19 protein-coding genes are annotated in these 16,306 nt (G+C 65.2%); 6 read left to right on the top strand and 13 right to left on the bottom strand.

Features of this window, described 5'->3' with window-relative positions:
* Positions 1 to 24: 24 nt before the first annotated feature.
* Complete coding sequence (gene ybaK / locus BN60_RS09235) at positions 25 to 504, bottom strand: Cys-tRNA(Pro) deacylase (RefSeq protein ID WP_020695744.1); 480 nt, start codon at positions 502 to 504, stop codon at positions 25 to 27.
* 113 nt (positions 505 to 617) lie between these two features.
* On the opposite strand from ybaK, the gene BN60_RS09230 reads away from it, so the two are divergent.
* Entirely contained in the window at positions 618 to 1,082 is a 465-nt protein-coding gene (locus BN60_RS09230) for a hypothetical protein (protein ID WP_148283362.1), read from the top strand.
* 3 nt (positions 1,083 to 1,085) lie between these two features.
* Here the strand turns inward: BN60_RS09230 and BN60_RS09225 are convergent, their stop codons facing one another.
* The 4 genes from BN60_RS09225 to BN60_RS09210 form a co-directional block, all read right to left on the bottom strand.
* Entirely contained in the window at positions 1,086 to 1,622 is a 537-nt protein-coding gene (locus tag BN60_RS09225; protein WP_020695742.1) for a gamma carbonic anhydrase family protein, read from the bottom strand.
* Positions 1,623 to 1,694: 72 nt separating this feature from the next.
* Positions 1,695 to 2,180 carry a 30S ribosomal protein S9 gene (gene rpsI, locus BN60_RS09220; RefSeq protein ID WP_020695741.1) on the bottom strand — a complete coding sequence of 162 codons (486 nt, stop codon included), beginning with the start codon at positions 2,178 to 2,180 and terminating at the stop codon, positions 1,695 to 1,697.
* A 1-nt stretch (position 2,181) separates the two neighbouring features.
* Entirely contained in the window at positions 2,182 to 2,661 is a 480-nt protein-coding gene (gene rplM, locus BN60_RS09215; protein ID WP_020695740.1) for a 50S ribosomal protein L13, read from the bottom strand.
* A gap of 115 nt (positions 2,662 to 2,776) precedes the next feature.
* Positions 2,777 to 3,202, bottom strand: a complete 426-nt coding sequence (locus tag BN60_RS09210; protein ID WP_020695739.1) for a PaaI family thioesterase — start codon at positions 3,200 to 3,202, stop codon at positions 2,777 to 2,779.
* Positions 3,203 to 3,235: 33 nt separating this feature from the next.
* Between BN60_RS09210 and BN60_RS09205 the strand changes: the two genes are divergently transcribed.
* Positions 3,236 to 4,033, top strand: a complete 798-nt coding sequence (locus BN60_RS09205; RefSeq protein ID WP_043283766.1) for an enoyl-CoA hydratase — start codon at positions 3,236 to 3,238, stop codon at positions 4,031 to 4,033.
* A gap of 37 nt (positions 4,034 to 4,070) precedes the next feature.
* Here the strand turns inward: BN60_RS09205 and BN60_RS09200 are convergent, their stop codons facing one another.
* Positions 4,071 to 4,829, bottom strand: a complete 759-nt coding sequence (locus tag BN60_RS09200; RefSeq protein ID WP_020695737.1) for a class II aldolase/adducin family protein — start codon at positions 4,827 to 4,829, stop codon at positions 4,071 to 4,073.
* Between the two features lie 35 nt (positions 4,830 to 4,864).
* Positions 4,865 to 6,025 (bottom strand): NADH:flavin oxidoreductase/NADH oxidase, encoded by a 1,161-nt coding sequence (locus BN60_RS09195; RefSeq protein WP_020695736.1) that lies wholly within the window; start codon positions 6,023 to 6,025, stop codon positions 4,865 to 4,867.
* A gap of 13 nt (positions 6,026 to 6,038) precedes the next feature.
* Between BN60_RS09195 and BN60_RS09190 the strand changes: the two genes are divergently transcribed.
* Positions 6,039 to 6,527, top strand: a complete 489-nt coding sequence (locus tag BN60_RS09190) for a CoA-binding protein (RefSeq protein WP_020695735.1) — start codon at positions 6,039 to 6,041, stop codon at positions 6,525 to 6,527.
* On the top strand, positions 6,524 to 7,528 hold the full coding sequence (locus tag BN60_RS09185) for an LLM class flavin-dependent oxidoreductase (protein ID WP_020695734.1): 1,005 nt from the start codon (positions 6,524 to 6,526) through the stop codon (positions 7,526 to 7,528). The genes BN60_RS09190 and BN60_RS09185 overlap by 4 nt, the downstream gene beginning before the upstream one ends.
* A gap of 307 nt (positions 7,529 to 7,835) precedes the next feature.
* Here the strand turns inward: BN60_RS09185 and BN60_RS09180 are convergent, their stop codons facing one another.
* Positions 7,836 to 9,359 (bottom strand): DegQ family serine endoprotease, encoded by a 1,524-nt coding sequence (locus BN60_RS09180; protein WP_020695733.1) that lies wholly within the window; start codon positions 9,357 to 9,359, stop codon positions 7,836 to 7,838.
* Between the two features lie 132 nt (positions 9,360 to 9,491).
* Here BN60_RS09180 and BN60_RS09175 point away from each other — a divergent pair, with 132 nt between their 5' ends.
* Positions 9,492 to 10,166 (top strand): winged helix-turn-helix domain-containing protein, encoded by a 675-nt coding sequence (locus BN60_RS09175; protein ID WP_020695732.1) that lies wholly within the window; start codon positions 9,492 to 9,494, stop codon positions 10,164 to 10,166.
* Positions 10,144 to 11,526: a sensor histidine kinase gene (locus tag BN60_RS09170; RefSeq protein WP_020695731.1), complete on the top strand. Its 1,383-nt coding sequence runs from the start codon at positions 10,144 to 10,146 to the stop codon at positions 11,524 to 11,526. The genes BN60_RS09175 and BN60_RS09170 overlap by 23 nt, the downstream gene beginning before the upstream one ends.
* On the opposite strand, the gene BN60_RS09165 is transcribed toward BN60_RS09170, so the two are convergent.
* From BN60_RS09165 to BN60_RS09145, 5 genes are all read right to left on the bottom strand, one after another.
* Positions 11,511 to 12,227 carry an ABC transporter ATP-binding protein gene (locus BN60_RS09165; RefSeq protein ID WP_020695730.1) on the bottom strand — a complete coding sequence of 239 codons (717 nt, stop codon included), beginning with the start codon at positions 12,225 to 12,227 and terminating at the stop codon, positions 11,511 to 11,513. The genes BN60_RS09170 and BN60_RS09165 overlap by 16 nt on opposite strands.
* Positions 12,224 to 12,991, bottom strand: a complete 768-nt coding sequence (locus BN60_RS09160) for an ABC transporter ATP-binding protein (protein ID WP_020695729.1) — start codon at positions 12,989 to 12,991, stop codon at positions 12,224 to 12,226. The genes BN60_RS09165 and BN60_RS09160 overlap by 4 nt, the downstream gene beginning before the upstream one ends.
* A complete protein-coding gene (locus tag BN60_RS09155; protein ID WP_020695728.1) occupies positions 12,991 to 14,019 on the bottom strand; it encodes a branched-chain amino acid ABC transporter permease in 1,029 nt (342 codons plus the stop codon). Before BN60_RS09155 ends, BN60_RS09160 begins: the two co-directional genes overlap by 1 nt.
* 7 nt (positions 14,020 to 14,026) lie before the next feature.
* Complete coding sequence (locus tag BN60_RS09150) at positions 14,027 to 14,932, bottom strand: branched-chain amino acid ABC transporter permease (protein ID WP_043283764.1); 906 nt, start codon at positions 14,930 to 14,932, stop codon at positions 14,027 to 14,029.
* A 90-nt stretch (positions 14,933 to 15,022) separates the two neighbouring features.
* Entirely contained in the window at positions 15,023 to 16,291 is a 1,269-nt protein-coding gene (locus BN60_RS09145) for an ABC transporter substrate-binding protein (protein WP_020695726.1), read from the bottom strand.
* Between the last annotated feature and the right edge of the window lie 15 nt (positions 16,292 to 16,306).

Raw genomic sequence — 16,306 nt, 5'->3', positions numbered from 1 at the left:
CGCCCGGCGCGCGATTACACGACGTCAGTGATCGGCGGCCAGAGGCGCCGCCTTCGCGGCGAGAACTTCCAGCGCCAGCTTCGGCGCGAGCCTCACCTGCAGGCCGCGCTGACCGCCGTTGATGAAGACATAGTCGTGGGCGAGCGCCCGCTCGTCGATGACGGTCGGCACCTGTCGCTTTTGTCCGAAGGGGCTGATGCCGCCGACCTTGTAGCCGGTGATCCGTTCGGCATCCGGCGGCTTCATCATCTGCGCAGACTTGCCGTCGAAGGCCGCCGCGAGTTTCTTCATCGACACTTCGCTGTCCGACGGAACGATGACGCAGACCGGCTTATCGTCGACCAGCGCCATCAGTGTCTTCAACACGCGCTCTGCCGATTCTCCAAGAGCTTCCGCCGCCTGAAGGCCGATCCGATCCGCGTTCGGATCGTAGTCGTAGGTATGAACGGAAAAGGCGACGCCGGACTTCTTGAGTTGATCAGTGGCGCGTGTCGTCTTGGACATTGATCGAGACTCATCTCATTTTTGTTTCGTGATTGTTACTCTGGGCATCGATCGGCGAATCGCAAGCGGCCTAGCGACCATCACTCTCACCTACCATAGCAAGACCGGCATGCATGGCCGCCGCCTTGCCGTTCGTTGGGCTACCTCTCATTTCAGGCGCGGATGGAAACGCTCGTGCCGATCATGATCCGGCCGTTGCGATCATGCCTAGTCGTGAGCCTGAAATGTTTTCAGATTTGTTTCGTTCATCGTTCGTGTTGGCTGTCGTCCTTGCTGCCGGCGCCACGAACACCGTCTCCGCACAATCCGTCTCCAGCCAGACGTCGCCCGATCCCAAGGCCCGCTGCAATCAGCTCATCTCGTACTTCGACCGATATGCCGCCAGCCGCGGCGAGAACTCCGACGGCGAGCGCAATCATACCCGCATCGGTGCGCGTATCGATTGCGACAACGGCCATCCGGCGGAAGCTGTCGCGACCATGGAGAAACTTCTCGAGCGGAAGAACATGGAAATTCCTCCTGCGCCCACCGGCCTCGCCCAGCCCACCTCGCCGGCAGGTACGAACGTTCAGCGCTAGGCGCTACTCCGCAGCCTTCGGAACATCGCCGCGATAGGCCTGTGCGAGCTGCACATAGCCTGCGGCGGAGCGGCGGAAGGACTCGAGATCCTTCTCCGTGATGTCGCGCATCTTGACGGCGGGATTGCCGGCCCACAGCTCGCCCTTGCGCACAATCTTGCGTGGCGTGACGACGGCGCCCGCCGCCACCATTGCGCCGGTCTCGACGACAGCCTCGTCGAGCACGGTCGAGTGCATGCCGATGAAGGAGTCGTCCTGCACTTCGCAGGCATGCAGCAGCGCGAGATGGCCAACGGTGACGTTGCGGCCGACGGTCGTCCCCACGCCCCGCGCGGCGATGTGGATCACGCAGCCGTCCTGGATGTTGGAATTCTCGCCAATCCTGATCGGCGGGCCGTCGCCACGCAGGACAGCGCCGAACCAGATGCCGCAATTGGCGGCGATCTCGACATTGCCGATCAGGGTCGCGTTCGGCGCGATGAAGGCCGACTTGTCGATCTTCGGGACGAGGCCATTGAAGGGCACGATGAGGCCGGACATCAGATCGCTACTCCACTCCACAAAAACGAAGGGCGCCTCGCGGCGCCCTTCGAAGATAGACCAAGCCGCAGATTAGCGCTTGGAGAACTGGAAGCGGCGACGGGCACCGGCACGGCCGTACTTCTTGCGCTCGACCACGCGGCTGTCGCGGGTGAGGAAGCCGCTGGTCTTCATCGCGCCGCGCAGGCCGGGCTCGAACTTCGAGAGTGCCTGGGCAATGCCGTGACGAACCGCACCGGCCTGGCCCGAGAGGCCACCACCGGACACGGTGGCAACGACATCGAACTGGCCATTGCGCTGCGACACGTCGAACGGCTGCTGGATCATCATGCGCTGCGTCGGACGCGCGAAGTAGATCGTCTGGTCGCGGCCGTTGACCGTGATCTTGCCCGTGCCGGGCTTGACCCACACGCGGGCGACCGCGTTCTTGCGGCGGCCAGTGGCGTACGCGCGGCCCTGGCTGTCGACTTCCTTCTCGCGGAGCGGCGCCGGAGTCTGGGTGCCGGCAACGACCGGCGCCTTCTTCAGTTCGGCAAAGGACGAAAGTTCGGTAGCCATGTTAGCCGATCCTCGAATTCTTGCGGTTCATTGCGGCAACGTCGAGCTTCTCCGGCTGCTGCGCCTCATGCTCGTGGTTGGGGCCCGCGAAGACGCGCAGGTTCTTCATCTGCGCACGGCCGAGCGGACCACGGGTGATCATGCGCTCGACCGCCTTGATGAGGACGCGCTCGGGGAAGCGGCCTTCGAGGCGCTTGCCCAGGGTCTCGCCCTTGATGCCGCCGGGATGGCCGGTGTGCCAGTAGAAGACTTCCCGCTCGGCCTTGCGGCCGGTCAGGCGCACCTTCTCGGCGTTGATCACGACGATGTTGTCGCCGCAATCGATGTGCGGGGTGAATGTCGGCTTGTGCTTGCCGCGCAGGCGCATGGCGATGATCGAGGCGAGCCGACCGAGGACGAGGCCGTCGGCGTCGATCAGCACCCACTTCTTCTGCACGTCGGCAGTCTTGAGACTGACAGTACGGTTGCTAAGGGTATGCATGGTTCTTTCTTCCAATGAGCGCGCGCTTATGGAGAGAGAACCGGGAGATGTCAAATCTCCAAAAATATCCTATTAGATTCAATGACTTAAGATAGCGGTATTATTATACCTCCTCTTAACTCCTTGAAGCGGGCGGAATTGCATAGGTCAGCGTGGCATGGGCCACCGGGTCGGGCTTGCCGTCGCTCCACATCGTAAAATCGCCCACCGCGAGCGACTTTCCGAGCTTCAGCAGGCGTCCTTCGCCGATCACGTCGCCCGGCTCGGGCTTGCGCATGAAGTTGATGTTGAGGTTGGTGGTGACGGCCAGCGCCACCGGCCCGAGCTGGGCCAGGATCAAAAGATAGAAACCGCAATCCGCCAGCCACATCAACGTCGGACCGGAGATGGTGCCTCCCGGGCGCAGATTTCGCTCGTCGGTCGGCAGGCGCAGCCGGATGGTCTTGTCGTCGAGGTGCTCGATAGACAGGTTGAGGTGCGACGACTGCGGAAAATGCTCGTCGAGGAATTTCAACAGCTCGTCGGGCGACATCACCGGCATGACGCAACTCCCCTCTTCCCATAGACTGGCGCCATGACTGCCGCCCCCAACGAACCTGTCCTGTTGCGCCGCGACGAAGGTCGAGTCGCGATCCTAACGCTCAACCGCCCTCACGCCATGAACGCGCTCTCGGGCGAGCTTATAGACGCCCTGCAGGCGGAATTCGACAAGCTCGCGAAGGACCGCGAGATCCGCTGCGTCGTCATCGAGGCTCAGGGCGACCGCGCCTTTTCGACAGGCCACGATCTGCGCGAGGTCGCCTCGACACGCGACTACGCCTTCCACCACGGCCTCCTGACGCGCTGCTCGGCGATGATGGTCTCGATCCAACGCCTGCCGCAGCCCGTCATCGCCAAGGTTAAGGCTGTCGCGACGGCGGCCGGCTGCCAGCTCGTGGCCGCCTGCGATCTCGCCGTGGCGTCGAGCGCCGCGACCTTCGCCACGTCCGGCATCAACAACGGTCTCTTCTGCGGCACGCCTTCGGTTTCCGTCGGCCGCAACGTCGGACCCAAGCGCGCCCTCGACATGCTTTTCACCGGCGAGTTCGTCGATGCCGCAACGGCGTTGCGTGACGGGCTGGTGAGCCGCGTCGTGCCACCGACCGAACTCGATGCGGCGACGATGGCGCTGGCCAATCGCATCGCCGCCCAGCCGCCGCAGCAGATCGCCGAGGGCAAGGCGATGTTCCACCGCCACATGACGATGGAACTGGGCCAAGCCTATGCCTATGCCACAGAGTTCATGGCAGGCGCGATCCAGCGCGAGGATGCCCAGGCCGGCATCGACGCCTTCGTGAACAAGAAGCCCAAGCCGGAGTGGAACGGGCGCTAGGCGCGTCCTCTCCGCCGACGGCCGTCTGCGTCGGGCGTTACTGCCGCCAGTCGGTCCCCTTGCCCTGAACCTGGCGTAGCGCGGCGTTCCAGTAGGTCACGCCGTACTCGGGATTGGCCCGCATCTGCCGGGCACGCTCGCCGTACTGACGCACGACATCCGGGTCGATCGGCGCCGGCTCCTCGTCGAGGCTGCGGGCGATCACCTCGACCTCGCAGGCGCGTTCCAGCATGTACATGCGCCGCAACGCACCGGGGATGGTCGCGCCCACCGTCAGCAGGCCGTGATTGCGCAGCACGACCGAGTTGCCGCCCTGGCAGGTCGCGCCGAGCGCCTCGCATTCCTCGTCCGAGGTCGGCATGCCGTACTCGTGATAGACGAGATCGTCGTACACGGAGAGCGCGTCCTGGCTGATCGGCCGGATGCCCTTCTTCAGCACCGAGACGCCCGTGCCGGCGCGCGTATGGGTGTGCATCACGCAATTGGCGTCGGGCCGCGCCTTGTAGACGCCGCTATGGATGGTGAAACCCGCGGCATTGAACCGGCCATCCTTGCCATAGACCTTGCCGTCCAGATCCATCTTCACGAGGCTGGACGCGGTGATCTCGTCGAACAGGTCGCCGTAGTTATTGATCAGGAAGCAGTTCGGCTCGCCCGGGATGCGCACCGACATGTGGGTGTCGATCGTGTCGGTCCAGCCGAAGTGATCGGTGATGCGATAGAGCGCCGCGAGATCGCAACGTGCGGTCCACTCGGCTTCGCTCATGTCGATGCGACTGTGCACTACCGTATCCATCCCTCGCTCCGTTCTTTGTGTCGGCGTATCGGCTTTCAGCCGGCATTCATGCCTTTCATGTACGTCGACGGGACCACGCTCTTCACCGATTGCGCGCGCTTGGCGAGCCAGTAGGCCTGCGGCGGCGGCACCGAGCCGAACTGCTGGTCGACGCCGAGCTTCTGCGCGGCATCCATCGGCCAGTTGGGATTGTAGAGCAGCTCCCGTGCCAGCGCGATCAGGTCAGCCCTGCCCTCCTGGAGGATCTGCTCCGCCTGATCGGCATGGACGATCAACCCGACGGCCATGGTCATGATGTCGGCATCCTTCCGCAGCCGCTCGGCATAGGGCACCTGGTAGCCATAGGTGACGGGGCCCGAGCCCACCACCGGCGCGCCGCGCATGCCGCCCGAACTGCAGTCGATCACGTCGACGCCCTTGGGCTTCAGGATCTTGGCCAGGGCGACGCTCTGGTCCGGGCCCCAGCCAGCGTCGTCCTCGACGGAGAAGCGCACAAACAGCGGCTTCGACGCCGGCCAGTGGGCGCGCACGCTCTCCACCACCTCGATGCAGAAGCGCATGCGGTTGAGTTCGCTGCCGCCATACTCGTCGTTGCGCACGTTGGAGAACGGCGAGAGGAACTGGTGGATCAGGTAGCCGTGCGCGGCATGGACATCGAGCACGTCAAAGCCTGCCTCGTGGGCACGCCGGGCCGCCTGCCCCCAGCGCTCGACGACCTCGGGGATCTCCGCGCGGGTAAGGGCGCGTGGCGTCGGATCGGACTCGGGCGAGTTTATGCCGCTCGACGACACCAGTTCCCATTGATCCCAGTCGTCGATCTCGGGCGATGGCTTCAGCGGTGCCCCGCCTTCCCAGGGACGGAAGCGCCGCGCCTTGCGGCCGGAATGGCCGAGCTGGATGCCGGGAACCGAATTGTGCAGGCGGATGAAATCGGTGCAGCGCTTCAGCCCGGGCACGAAGGCATCGTCCCACAGGCCGAGATCGCCGATCGTGCCGCAGCCGCGCCGCTCGACCTTGGTTGACTCCATGATGACGAGGCCGGCGCCGCCGGCGGCATAGCGTCCGGCATTCATCAGGTGCCAATCGGTGGCGAAACCCTTGACCGCCGAATACTGGTGCATGGGCGCCACGACGACGCGGTTCTTCAGGGCGACATCACGGATCGAAATCGGTTCGAACAGCTTCGGCAGAGCCATGTATACTCCCCCCATGCCAGCCGCCTTCAGCGACCATTACGAAGACAACTACCTGCGCAAGATCCTGCGCGACACCAAGACCATCGCCATGGTGGGCGCTTCGGCCAACTGGAATCGACCGTCCTATTTCGCGATGAAATACTTGCTAGACTGGGGATACAAGGTCATCCCCGTCAACCCGGCCGCCGCCGGCCAGGAGATCCTGGGCCAGAAGGTCTACGCCTCGCTGGACGAGCTGCCGGTCAAGGCCGACATGGTCGATATCTTCCGCAATTCCCAAGCCGCCGGCCCCATTACCGACGAGGCCATCCGGCACGGCGCGAAGATCGTGTGGATGCAGCTCGGCGTCGTGAACGAAGCCGCGGCCGAGCGCGCCGAGAAGGCCGGCCTCAGGGTCGTGATGAACCGCTGCCCGAAGATCGAGCACTCCCGCCTCGCCGGCACGATCGAGTGGCACGGCATCGCCAGCGGTGTGATCTCCTCGAAGAAACGCGCGCTTTGAAATTCGGCGTCTTCGACCACATGGATCGCGCCGGCCCCGACCTCGGCCGGCAATTCGAAGATCGCCTGCGCCTGGTCGAACTCTACGAGCGCGCGGGCTTCTACGCCTATCATCTGGCCGAGCATCACGCGACGCCGCTGGGCATGGCGCCGTCGCCCAGCGTCTTCCTCGCTGCCGTGGCGCAGCGGACCAAGCGGCTGCGCTTCGGGCCGCTGGTCTACACCGTGAACCTCTACCACCCGCTGCGGCTGATCGACGAGATCTGCATGCTCGACCAGATGAGCGGTGGCCGGCTGGAACTCGGCGTCGGGCGCGGCATCTCTCCCTATGAAGTCGGCTACTATGGCGTCGACCCCGCCACGGGGCCGGAACGTTTTGCCGAAGCGCTGCAAGTCCTCCTCAAGGGGCTGACGCGGGAGCGTCTCGACCATCAAGGCAAATTCTTCACCTTCAAGGACGTGCCGATGGAGATGCGGCCCGTGCAACGCCCGCACCCGCCGCTCTGGTATGGCGCCAACTCTCTGGAGAGCGCGGACCGGCTGGCGCAGCAGGCCTGCAATACGGTGGTCGGCATGAAGGCCGAGGCCGTCGGCCAGTTCGCCGCCCGCTATCGCGCGGCCTGGAAGGCGCTGGACCGCGCCGAGGAAGACATGCCCCTGATCGGACTCAGCCGCCATGTCGTGGTCGGCGAAACCGACAATGAAGCGCAGTCGGCCGCCAAGCGTGCCTTCGCATTGTGGTACGACGCCCTCATTCATCTCTGGCGCGAAAACGGGGTCGGCCTGCCGCGGCAGATGATCCCTGCCGAATTCGAGGCCGCTCTGGAGGGTGGCTACATCATCGCCGGGTCACCCTCGACCGTGCGCGACCGGCTGATGCGCGACAACGAGATTGCCGGCATCAACTACTGCCTCTGCCGGCTCGCCTTTGGCGATCTGTCGTTCGAGGAATCGGCGCGCTCGGTCGAGCTTCTGGCCAAAGAAGTAATGCCAGCCCTGTAGGCTGGCAGCGAAAAGAGTGGGTACTAGGTACGTACGCTGCCTAGCCCCACCCTCCCAAGACAGCCGTTGACCGGCTGCCTCCCCCTTAACGAATTCGCTCAAAAAAACCGCCCAACACCAACCCGGGGATGAGTTTGCGGTGCGGGGCGGTAGGTAGTGGGTGGCGGCGGGGGCCTCCACCCAACTCGGATTAGGAACTGCGAACGGGGTTGGCACCCATGACCCGGGGAGAGATAGCCCAGGCACCAACCCCGCCCCCAAGTCTCCAGGCGTTACTGGAGCCTCCCTTGAGTGGGTCCTACCGGCCTCAGGCGCTGCGGGGAGAGATCGCGACGAAGCGGGTCATGCCTTCGCGATACACCTTCATCAGCACCGGCTTGCCGGTCTTCTTCGCTTCCGTGAGCTTCTCGACGGCGCTCTTCGGGCTGTCGACGGAGTCCTTGCCGACCTGCTGCAGGACGTCGCCGGCCTTCAGGCCCTGGTCGTCGGCCGGGCTGCCCGGCTCGACCGTGGCCACTACGACACCCTTCATCTCGCCGTCGAGGCCGAGCTGCTTGCGCGCCTCCGAGGAGAGCGGCGCCAGCGACACGCCGTAGGACAGCGGCTGAGCCTTGGCAGCCTCACCCGACTTGCCGTCGGCCTTGGCCTTGATGATCGCCGACTCTTCCTTCTGGTCGCCGACCTTCGCCGTCAGGCTCATGTCCTTGCCGTCGCGCCACACACCCAGCTTCACCGACGTGCCCGGCTTGATGGCGGAGATCATGCGCGTCAGCTCCTTGACGCCCTCGATCTTCTTGCCGTCGACGCTCACGATCACGTCGCCCGACTTCACGCCGGCGGCCAGAGCGGGGCTGTCCGGCTGGACCATCGCCACCAGGGCACCCTTCTCGCTGTTGAGCGACAGGCTCTCGGCGATCTCCTTGCTCATCGGCTGGATCTGGACACCCAGCAGGCCGCGCTCGACCCGGCCGTTGTCCTTCAGCTGGGCCACCACCGGCTCGGCGAGCGAGGACGGAATGGCGAAGCCCAGGCCGATGTTGCCGCCGGTCGGCGAGAAGATGGCGGTGTTGATGCCGATCACCTTGCCGTCCATGTCGAACAGCGGGCCGCCCGAGTTGCCGCGGTTGATGGCCGCGTCGGTCTGGATGTAATCGTCGAACGGACCGGAGTGGATGTCACGGCCGCGCGCCGACACGATGCCGGTGGTCACGGTGCCACCAAGGCCGAACGGGTTGCCGACTGCCATCACCGCCTGGCCGACGCGCACCTTGCCGGCGTCGCCGAAGGTGACGAACGGCAGCGGCTTGTCGCTCTCGACCTTGAGCACGGCCAGGTCCGTCTTCTCGTCGCCACCCAGCATCTTGGCCGGCAGCTTGGTGCCGTCCGCCATGGTGATGGTGATCGAGTCGGCCTTGCCGACCACGTGGTAGTTCGTGACGATCGTGCCCTTAGCATCGACGATGAAGCCCGTGCCGACGGCCTGGGCCTTCTCCTTCGACGGCGCACGCTTGCCGTCCGGACGCGGGCCCGGCTGCATTGGCTGGCCGAAGCGCTCGGCAAAGCGCTTCATGAACTCTTCCATCTGCTGCTGCTGAGCGTTGCCCGACATGCGGGCCTCGTCGCCATCCTCGGCGCCGGCCTTCATGGTCACGGCCACGTTCACGACGGCGGGGGTGACTTTGGCGGCCAGATCCGAGAAATCCTGGACTGCGGCCACAGGCTGGCCGGCAACGGCTGCCGGCGCGGTGAACATCGGCGCGATGAGCGCCGGCGCCGTGAGAGCGGTCGTCAGCGCCAGGGCAGTCAGAATACGGGTCTTGGTCTTGCTCATAATCTAAAACCTCCTCCTTGGGGGCACGCGGAATATGGGCTTCGACCTGTAGCGTCCCGATGGCCGCCAGATTGAATGTTTGTATAGTTGGGGAGCGTTGCGCCGGGGCTCGGCGCCGGTTAGACGGGCGTCGTGAAAATCCTCCTCGTTGAAGACGACAAACAGACCGCCGACTACATCGCCAAAGGCCTGCGCGAGCACGGCCATGTGGTCGACCACGCCGACAACGGCCGCGACGGGCTCTACCTCGCCACGGGCGAGAAGTATGACGTGCTGATCGTCGACCGCATGCTGCCGGCGATGGACGGGCTCTCGCTCGTGAAGGCCGCGCGCGCCTCCGGCATGACGGCGCCGGTGCTCTTCCTCACCACGATGGGCGGCGTCGACGATCGCGTGGCCGGCCTCGAAGCCGGCGGCGACGACTACCTCACCAAGCCCTTCGCCTTCGCCGAGCTGCGGGCGCGCATCGGCGCCCTCGCCCGCCGGCCGCCGATCGTGGCAGCAACCTCGCTGGGCGTCGGCGATCTCGAGATGGACCTGCTGGCGCGCACCGTGACACGCGGCGGCAAGCGCATCGATCTGCTGGCCCAGGAGTTCAAAATCCTGGAGTATCTGTTGCGCCATGCCGGCGAGGTGGTGACGCGCACCATGCTCCTCGAAAAGGTCTGGGACTTCCACTTCGACCCCAAGACCAACATCGTCGAGACGCATATCAGCCGGCTGCGCTCCAAGATCGACAAGGGTTTCGACAAGCCCCTGCTCCATACGATCAGGGGGGCCGGCTATGTCGTCCGGGCGCCTGATTAGGATCCTGCGCTCGGCAAGCTTCCGCCTGCCGCTGCTCTACGCCGTCCTGTTCATCCTCTCGGCCGGCGCGCTGTTCGTCACCGTCTACTGGACGGCGACGGCGGCGATGCAGAGCGACATGTCGGCGGTGCTGCGCTCCGAGGCCTATCAGCTTGCCGAGGTACACCGGCGCAGCGGCCTTTCCGGCCTCGCCGACCAGATCACGCGGCGCATCAACTTCCGCACGCGCGGCCCCATCTTCTATCTGTTGCAGGCGCCCAACCGCCGCGTCGTGGTCGGCAACCTGCCCGGCATGCCGCCGGTCGAAGGCTCGATAGACTTCATCCCGCAGCGCGAGGCGCCTGAGGCCGATATCGACCGCTCGAAGCTGATGGGCTTCGGCCTCACCCTCCCCGACGGCTCGTTCCTGCTGGTGGCCCAGGATTCGACGCGGCTCACCGACATGCAGCATGCCATCGTGCGCGCCTTCTTCTGGTCGAGCGGGCTCGCCCTGCTGCTGGCGATTGCCGGCGGCGCCGTGCTGGGTGCCAACTTCCTGCGCCGCATCGACACCATCACCCGCACCAGCCGTGCCATCATGGAAGGCGATCTTTCGGCGCGCATCCCGGTGCGCGGCACGCACGACGAAATCGACCAGCTCGTCTCCAGCCTCAACGCCATGCTGGCCCGCATCCAGCAGCTCATGGACGGGCTGCGCCAGGTGTCGAGCGACATCGCCCACGACCTGCGTACGCCGCTCGGCCGCCTGCGCCAGCAGCTCGAAGATGCCCGCGAGCGCGCCACCTCGACCGCCGACTACGAGGCGGCGACCGACGCCGCCATCGAGGAAGCCGACTCGCTGCTGGAGACCTTCTCTGCCCTGCTGCGCATCGCCCAGGTCGAGGCCGGCGCGCAGAAGAGCGGCTTCGCCGACTTCGATCTGTCCGACCTGCTGTCGAGCCTCGGCGAAACCTACACGCCGGTCGCCGAGGATGCCGAGCATCCGCTCGAGGTGCAGATCGACAGCGGCGTGAGGCTGATCGGTGACCGCCAGCTCTTTGCCCAGCTCGTGTCCAACCTTCTGGAGAACGCGCTGCGCCACACGCCGGCCGGCACGAAGCTCTCGCTCCGCCTGCGCAAGCAGGAGACGGGCTTCGAGCTGGAGGTTGCAGACAACGGCCCGGGCATCCCGACCATCGAGCACGACAAGGTGTTCGACCGCTTCTATCGCCTCGACCGCAGCCGCTCGACCTCGGGCAGCGGCCTCGGCCTCGCCATGGTGAAGGCCATCGCCGGCCTGCATGGCCTCACGATCAGGCTCGAAGACGCCCGCCCCGGCCTCAGGGTCGTGCTGCAGACGGCCAATCAGACGGCCAGATAGCGCTTCTTCACGTCGTCGTTGGCGCGCAGCTCGTCGATCGAGCCGCGATAGACGATGTGGCCTTTGTCGATCACGGCGACATGGCTCGCGATGTCGAGACAGAAATGCATGTTCTGCTCGGCCACGATCAGGGTGATGCCCATGCTGCGCAGCCGCTGGATCAGCTCGCCGATCTTCTCGACGATAATCGGCGCCAGCCCTTCGCTGGGCTCGTCGAGCAGCAGCACGTCGGGGTTGCCCATCAGGGTGCGCGCGATGGTGAGCATCTGCTGCTCGCCGCCCGAAAGGCGGCCGCCCATGCGGGTGCGCATCGAGGCCAGGATCGGGAAGACGTCGTAGATCTTCTCCAGGGTCCAGTCGGAGCGCCCACCGACACCCGTCTTGATGCCGATCTTGAGATTGTCCTCGACCGAGTGCTCGGGGAAGATCTGCCGGTCCTCCGGCACGAAGCCGATGCCCTCGCGGGCGATCCGGTCGGCCGTGAACTTCTGCACCGCCATGCCATGGACCGAAATGGCGCCGCGCCTGGGCGGCGCCAGACCGATGATCGCCTTCATGGTCGTGCTCTTGCCGGCACCGTTGCGGCCGAGCAGCGCCAGCGACTGGCCCTTCTCGACGCCGAACGAGACGCCGAACAGGATCTGGCTGGCGCCGTAGAAGACGTCGATGCCGTCGAGCGTCAGGATCTCCGCCGCGCTCACGCCGCCGCTCCTTCGGCCGAACCGTGCGCCGACTTGCCGAGATAGGCCTCGATGACCTGCGGGTTGCGGCGGACTTCCTCCGGCGTGCCTTCGGCCAGCACCGCGCCGTAGGACAGCACGCGCACCGTCTGGGCGACCTTGAAGACGATATCCATGTCGTGCTCGATGAAGATCAGGGTCATGCCGCGGGCCCGCCACAGGCGCTGCACCGTCTCGATCATGCGCCAGCGCTCCTCCGGCCCCATGCCGGCCGTCGGCTCGTCGAGCAGCAGCACCTTGGGCTCCAGCGCCAGCGCCAGACCGATATCCAGCAGCTTCTGGTCGCCGTGGCTGAGGTTTCGGCTCAGGATGCCGGCGACGCGCGCCAGCCCCAGCAGCTCCATGACCTCGTCGGCATGGTTCATGGCCGCGGCGGTGGGAAAACCGACCAGCATCGCGGTTTCGCGCCGCTGATGGGCCTGCGCGGCGGCCGCCAGTGCCTCGCGGACGGTGAGCGTCGGGAACAGGCTTGCCACCTGGAAGGCGCGACCGATGCCCCGTCGCACGATCTCGCGCCGCGACAGTCCCGCGATATTCTCGCCGCCCAGCAGGATGCGGCCGCTGTCTATCGGGAAGCGGCCGGTGATCAGGTTGAACAGCGTCGTCTTGCCGGCGCCATTGGGGCCGATGACGGCGGTCAGCGATCCGTCGGCGAAGTCGAGCGTCACGTCCCGGGTCGCCGCGACGCCGCCGAAGGATTTCTTGAGGTTTTCGAGCTTCAGCATCAGGAGCCACCCTTCCCGGTCTCGGTGGCCCGGCTCTCTGTGGCCCCGGCGTCGGCGGCATCGCGCACCGCCTGCGCCGCCGCCTGACGCCGGTTTTCCAGCCGCTCGGCGATCAGGTCGAGCGGACCTTTGCGCAGCCCCAGCACCAGGACCAGGATCACGATGCCCAGCACCAGTTCGGTGTGGCTGGTGTAGGTCACGGTGATGTCGTTCAGCAGGCGCAGGATGACCGTGCCGACCAACGGGCCCAGGAAGACGTTGGAGCCGCCCAGGAGGATCATGAAGATCGCCTCGCCGGAGGTCGTCCAGAAGCCGAAGTTGGGATAGGCGCCGGACACGAACAGCGTCAGCAGGATACCGCCGACCGCCGCCACGCAGGCCGAGATCACGAAGCAGGTCAGCTTCACCAGGGGCACGTTGACACCCAGGAAGGCCGCCCGCTCCTGATTGTCCCGGATCAGCCGCAGGGTGTAGCCGAATGGCGATGTCACGAGCTGGCGCAGGATGGCGATACAGACGATGAAGGCCACGCTGCAGAACACATAGAGCTGCGTTCGGTCGGCCAGGTCGATGCCCAGGAACTTCGGTCGCGGGATGCCGCCCATCAGCCCCTGGTCGCCGCCGGTGAACGACACCCAGCCCAGGATGATATTGTAAAACAGCATCTGGAAGGCGAGCGTCAGGAAGGCGAAGTAGATTTCGTTCAGCCGCACGCAGATCGCGCCGACGATCAACGCCAGGACGGCCGTGAAGACGATCGCCAGCGCGAACGCCGCCGGGATCGAGAACTTGCCCGATTGCATGGCGAGCCCGAAGGCATAGGCGCCCGAGGCGAAGAACATGGCATGCCCGAAGGAAACCAGCCCCGAGTAGCCGATCAGAAGGTTGAGCGACATGGCCAGCAGCCCATAGGCCATGCCGAACATGATGAAGTCGCGGATGGCGGGAGGGGCGCCGAACAGCGGCACCAGCAGCAGGACAACGAGCCCCGCTCCTGCCAAGGCGAGATCGCGCCAGCGTCCAGTCATGGCCGACCTACTTGTTGTGCGGGCGACCAAACAGGCCGCTCGGCTTGAAGATCAGGACCAGCGCCATGATCAGGAACATCACGCCGTCGACGAACAGCGGGAACCCGATGCTGCCGAAGGAGCGTGTGAGACCGATGATGATCGAAGCGACGAAGGCGCCGACGATCGACCCCATGCCGCCGATCACCGTGACGATGAAGGACTCGATCAGGATCGAGAAGCCCATGCCCGGCGTCAGCGACCGCACCGGAGCGGCCAAGGCTCCTGCCGCCCCCGCCAGCGCGCTGCCGATGCCGAACACCGCGGCATAGTAGAGGTTCACCCGGATGCCCAACGCCGACACCATCGGACCGTTGACGGCGGCGGCGCGCACGATATTGCCGAAGCGCGTGCGCGCGATCACCAGCCAGAGCAGCAGGCCGATCGCCATCGCCGTCACGATCATGAAAATGTAGAACGGCGGCACAACGCCGCCGAAGAAGCGCAGCGGCGGCAGGCGGAACTCCACCGGCATGCCCATCGAGAGCGACACCGGCCCCCAGATGATCTTGATCAGGTCGTCTGAGATCAGCACGACGGCGTAGCAGACAAGAAGCTGCATCAGCACGTTCGAGCCATAGACCTTGCTCATCAGGAACCGCTCGAACAGGACCCCCAGCACGCCGACCGCCACCGCCGCGCCAAGGGCGGAAACGAAGTAGCTGCCGGTGAGCTGGTAGAACGTCCACGCCGCGTAGGCGCCGATCATGTAGAGCGAGCCGTGCGCGAAGTTGATAACGTTCAGCACGCCGAAGATCAGCGTCACGCCCGACGCGATCAGGAACAGCAGCATGCCGATGATCATGCCGCTGGTAAGTTGGGTCACGACACACGACGTCGTTCCGACGCAGCGCATCAACGCGTCAAGATCCACGGGAACTCCCAGATTTTCTTGTTCGCCCCATCACTCCTCTCCGCCACACGGCGGAAAGGGCTGGCGAGAACAGTGCAGCGACTGAGTGGATCAGGCGTAACCCTGCTTCTTCTTCCACTGCTTCTCGAGCTCGTAGATCGGCTCCCAGGGCGAGGTCTGGAAGTCGGCAATATACGGCTCCTTGGAGAGCGAGACGCCGTAACCGATGATGTAATTCACCAGCGTATTGTCTTCAGCCCGCATGGTCACCGAGCCGCCGACGCCGAACTGTGTCTTGATCGTCAGGCCCTTGATCACTTCGGCGAGCTTCTTGCCGTTAGTGTCGCCGTTGGTCTTCTTGAGCGCCTCGACGACCATCTGGGCCGCCACGTCATTCTCCCACGACCAGTTGGTCGGCTTGTGCTTCTGGGTCTTGACGTAGTTCTGGTACCACTCCTCGTTTTCCTTGGTCGGCGGCACCGTGCGGTTGTAGCGACCGCCCGAGTAGACGCCCTGCGGGAACTGCTTGACCTGATCGACGACGCCGTAGTCGCCGAGATTGACCATGAAGGAAGCCTGCTTGTCGAACAGGCCGTAGAGATTGGCCTGGTCGATGAAGGCCACCAGATCGCCGCCCCACAACGCCGAATACATGGCGTCGGCCTTGGCGTTCAGCACCTTGGTCACGACCTCGGTGTAGTCGGGCTGGAAGAGCTTCGGCCAGGATTCCTCGACTACCTGGATATTGCCGTCAAAGTGCTTGGCATACTCCATGAACTCGGCCGTATTCGAGCGGCCGTAAGCGTAGTCCGGCGAGCAGGTCGCCCACTTCTTCAGGCCCTTGGCCTTCGCGATCTTGGCGGCGTAGTCGCCGCCGCCGATCGCGTCGTGAATGCCCTGGCGGGCCGTGCGGAACGCCGTCGGGACATGCAGCTTAGGATCGGCGGTCAGCGACGAGGTTTCCGAGTTGGTGTGCATGCAGAGCACGCCGATCTCGCGGATCACTTCCTGCACCGCAAAAGCGCCGCTCGAGGCCTCGGCGTCGATGATGATCTGGCAACCGTCGTTGTTGATCAGGTCGCGCGTGACCTTGGCCGCTTCCTGCGGCGCGCCTTTGGAATCGCGAACGACCATTTCGATCTTGCGGCCGTTGATGCCGCCCGACTCGTTCACCTTGTCGAACACGACCTTGAGGCCGCCGACGCTGGTCTGGCCGAGCACGGCGACGCGGCCCGACAGGATCGTCGGCACGCCGATCTTGATGGCGCCGCTCTGGCCTTTGACGATAGCCGGCGCGCCGATGATGCCGGCTGTGGCGAGTGCGCCAGCGCCTTTCAGAATCTGGCGACGGCCAGCACGGCGTAAGTCGATCGAAGTCATGGCATTCACTCCCAA

The organism is Reyranella massiliensis 521, assembly GCF_000312425.1.
Lineage (GTDB): Bacteria > Pseudomonadota > Alphaproteobacteria > Reyranellales > Reyranellaceae > Reyranella > Reyranella massiliensis.
The sequence above is the reverse complement of the archived record's forward strand: the minus strand, read 5'-3'. Positions and strand labels throughout refer to the sequence as shown.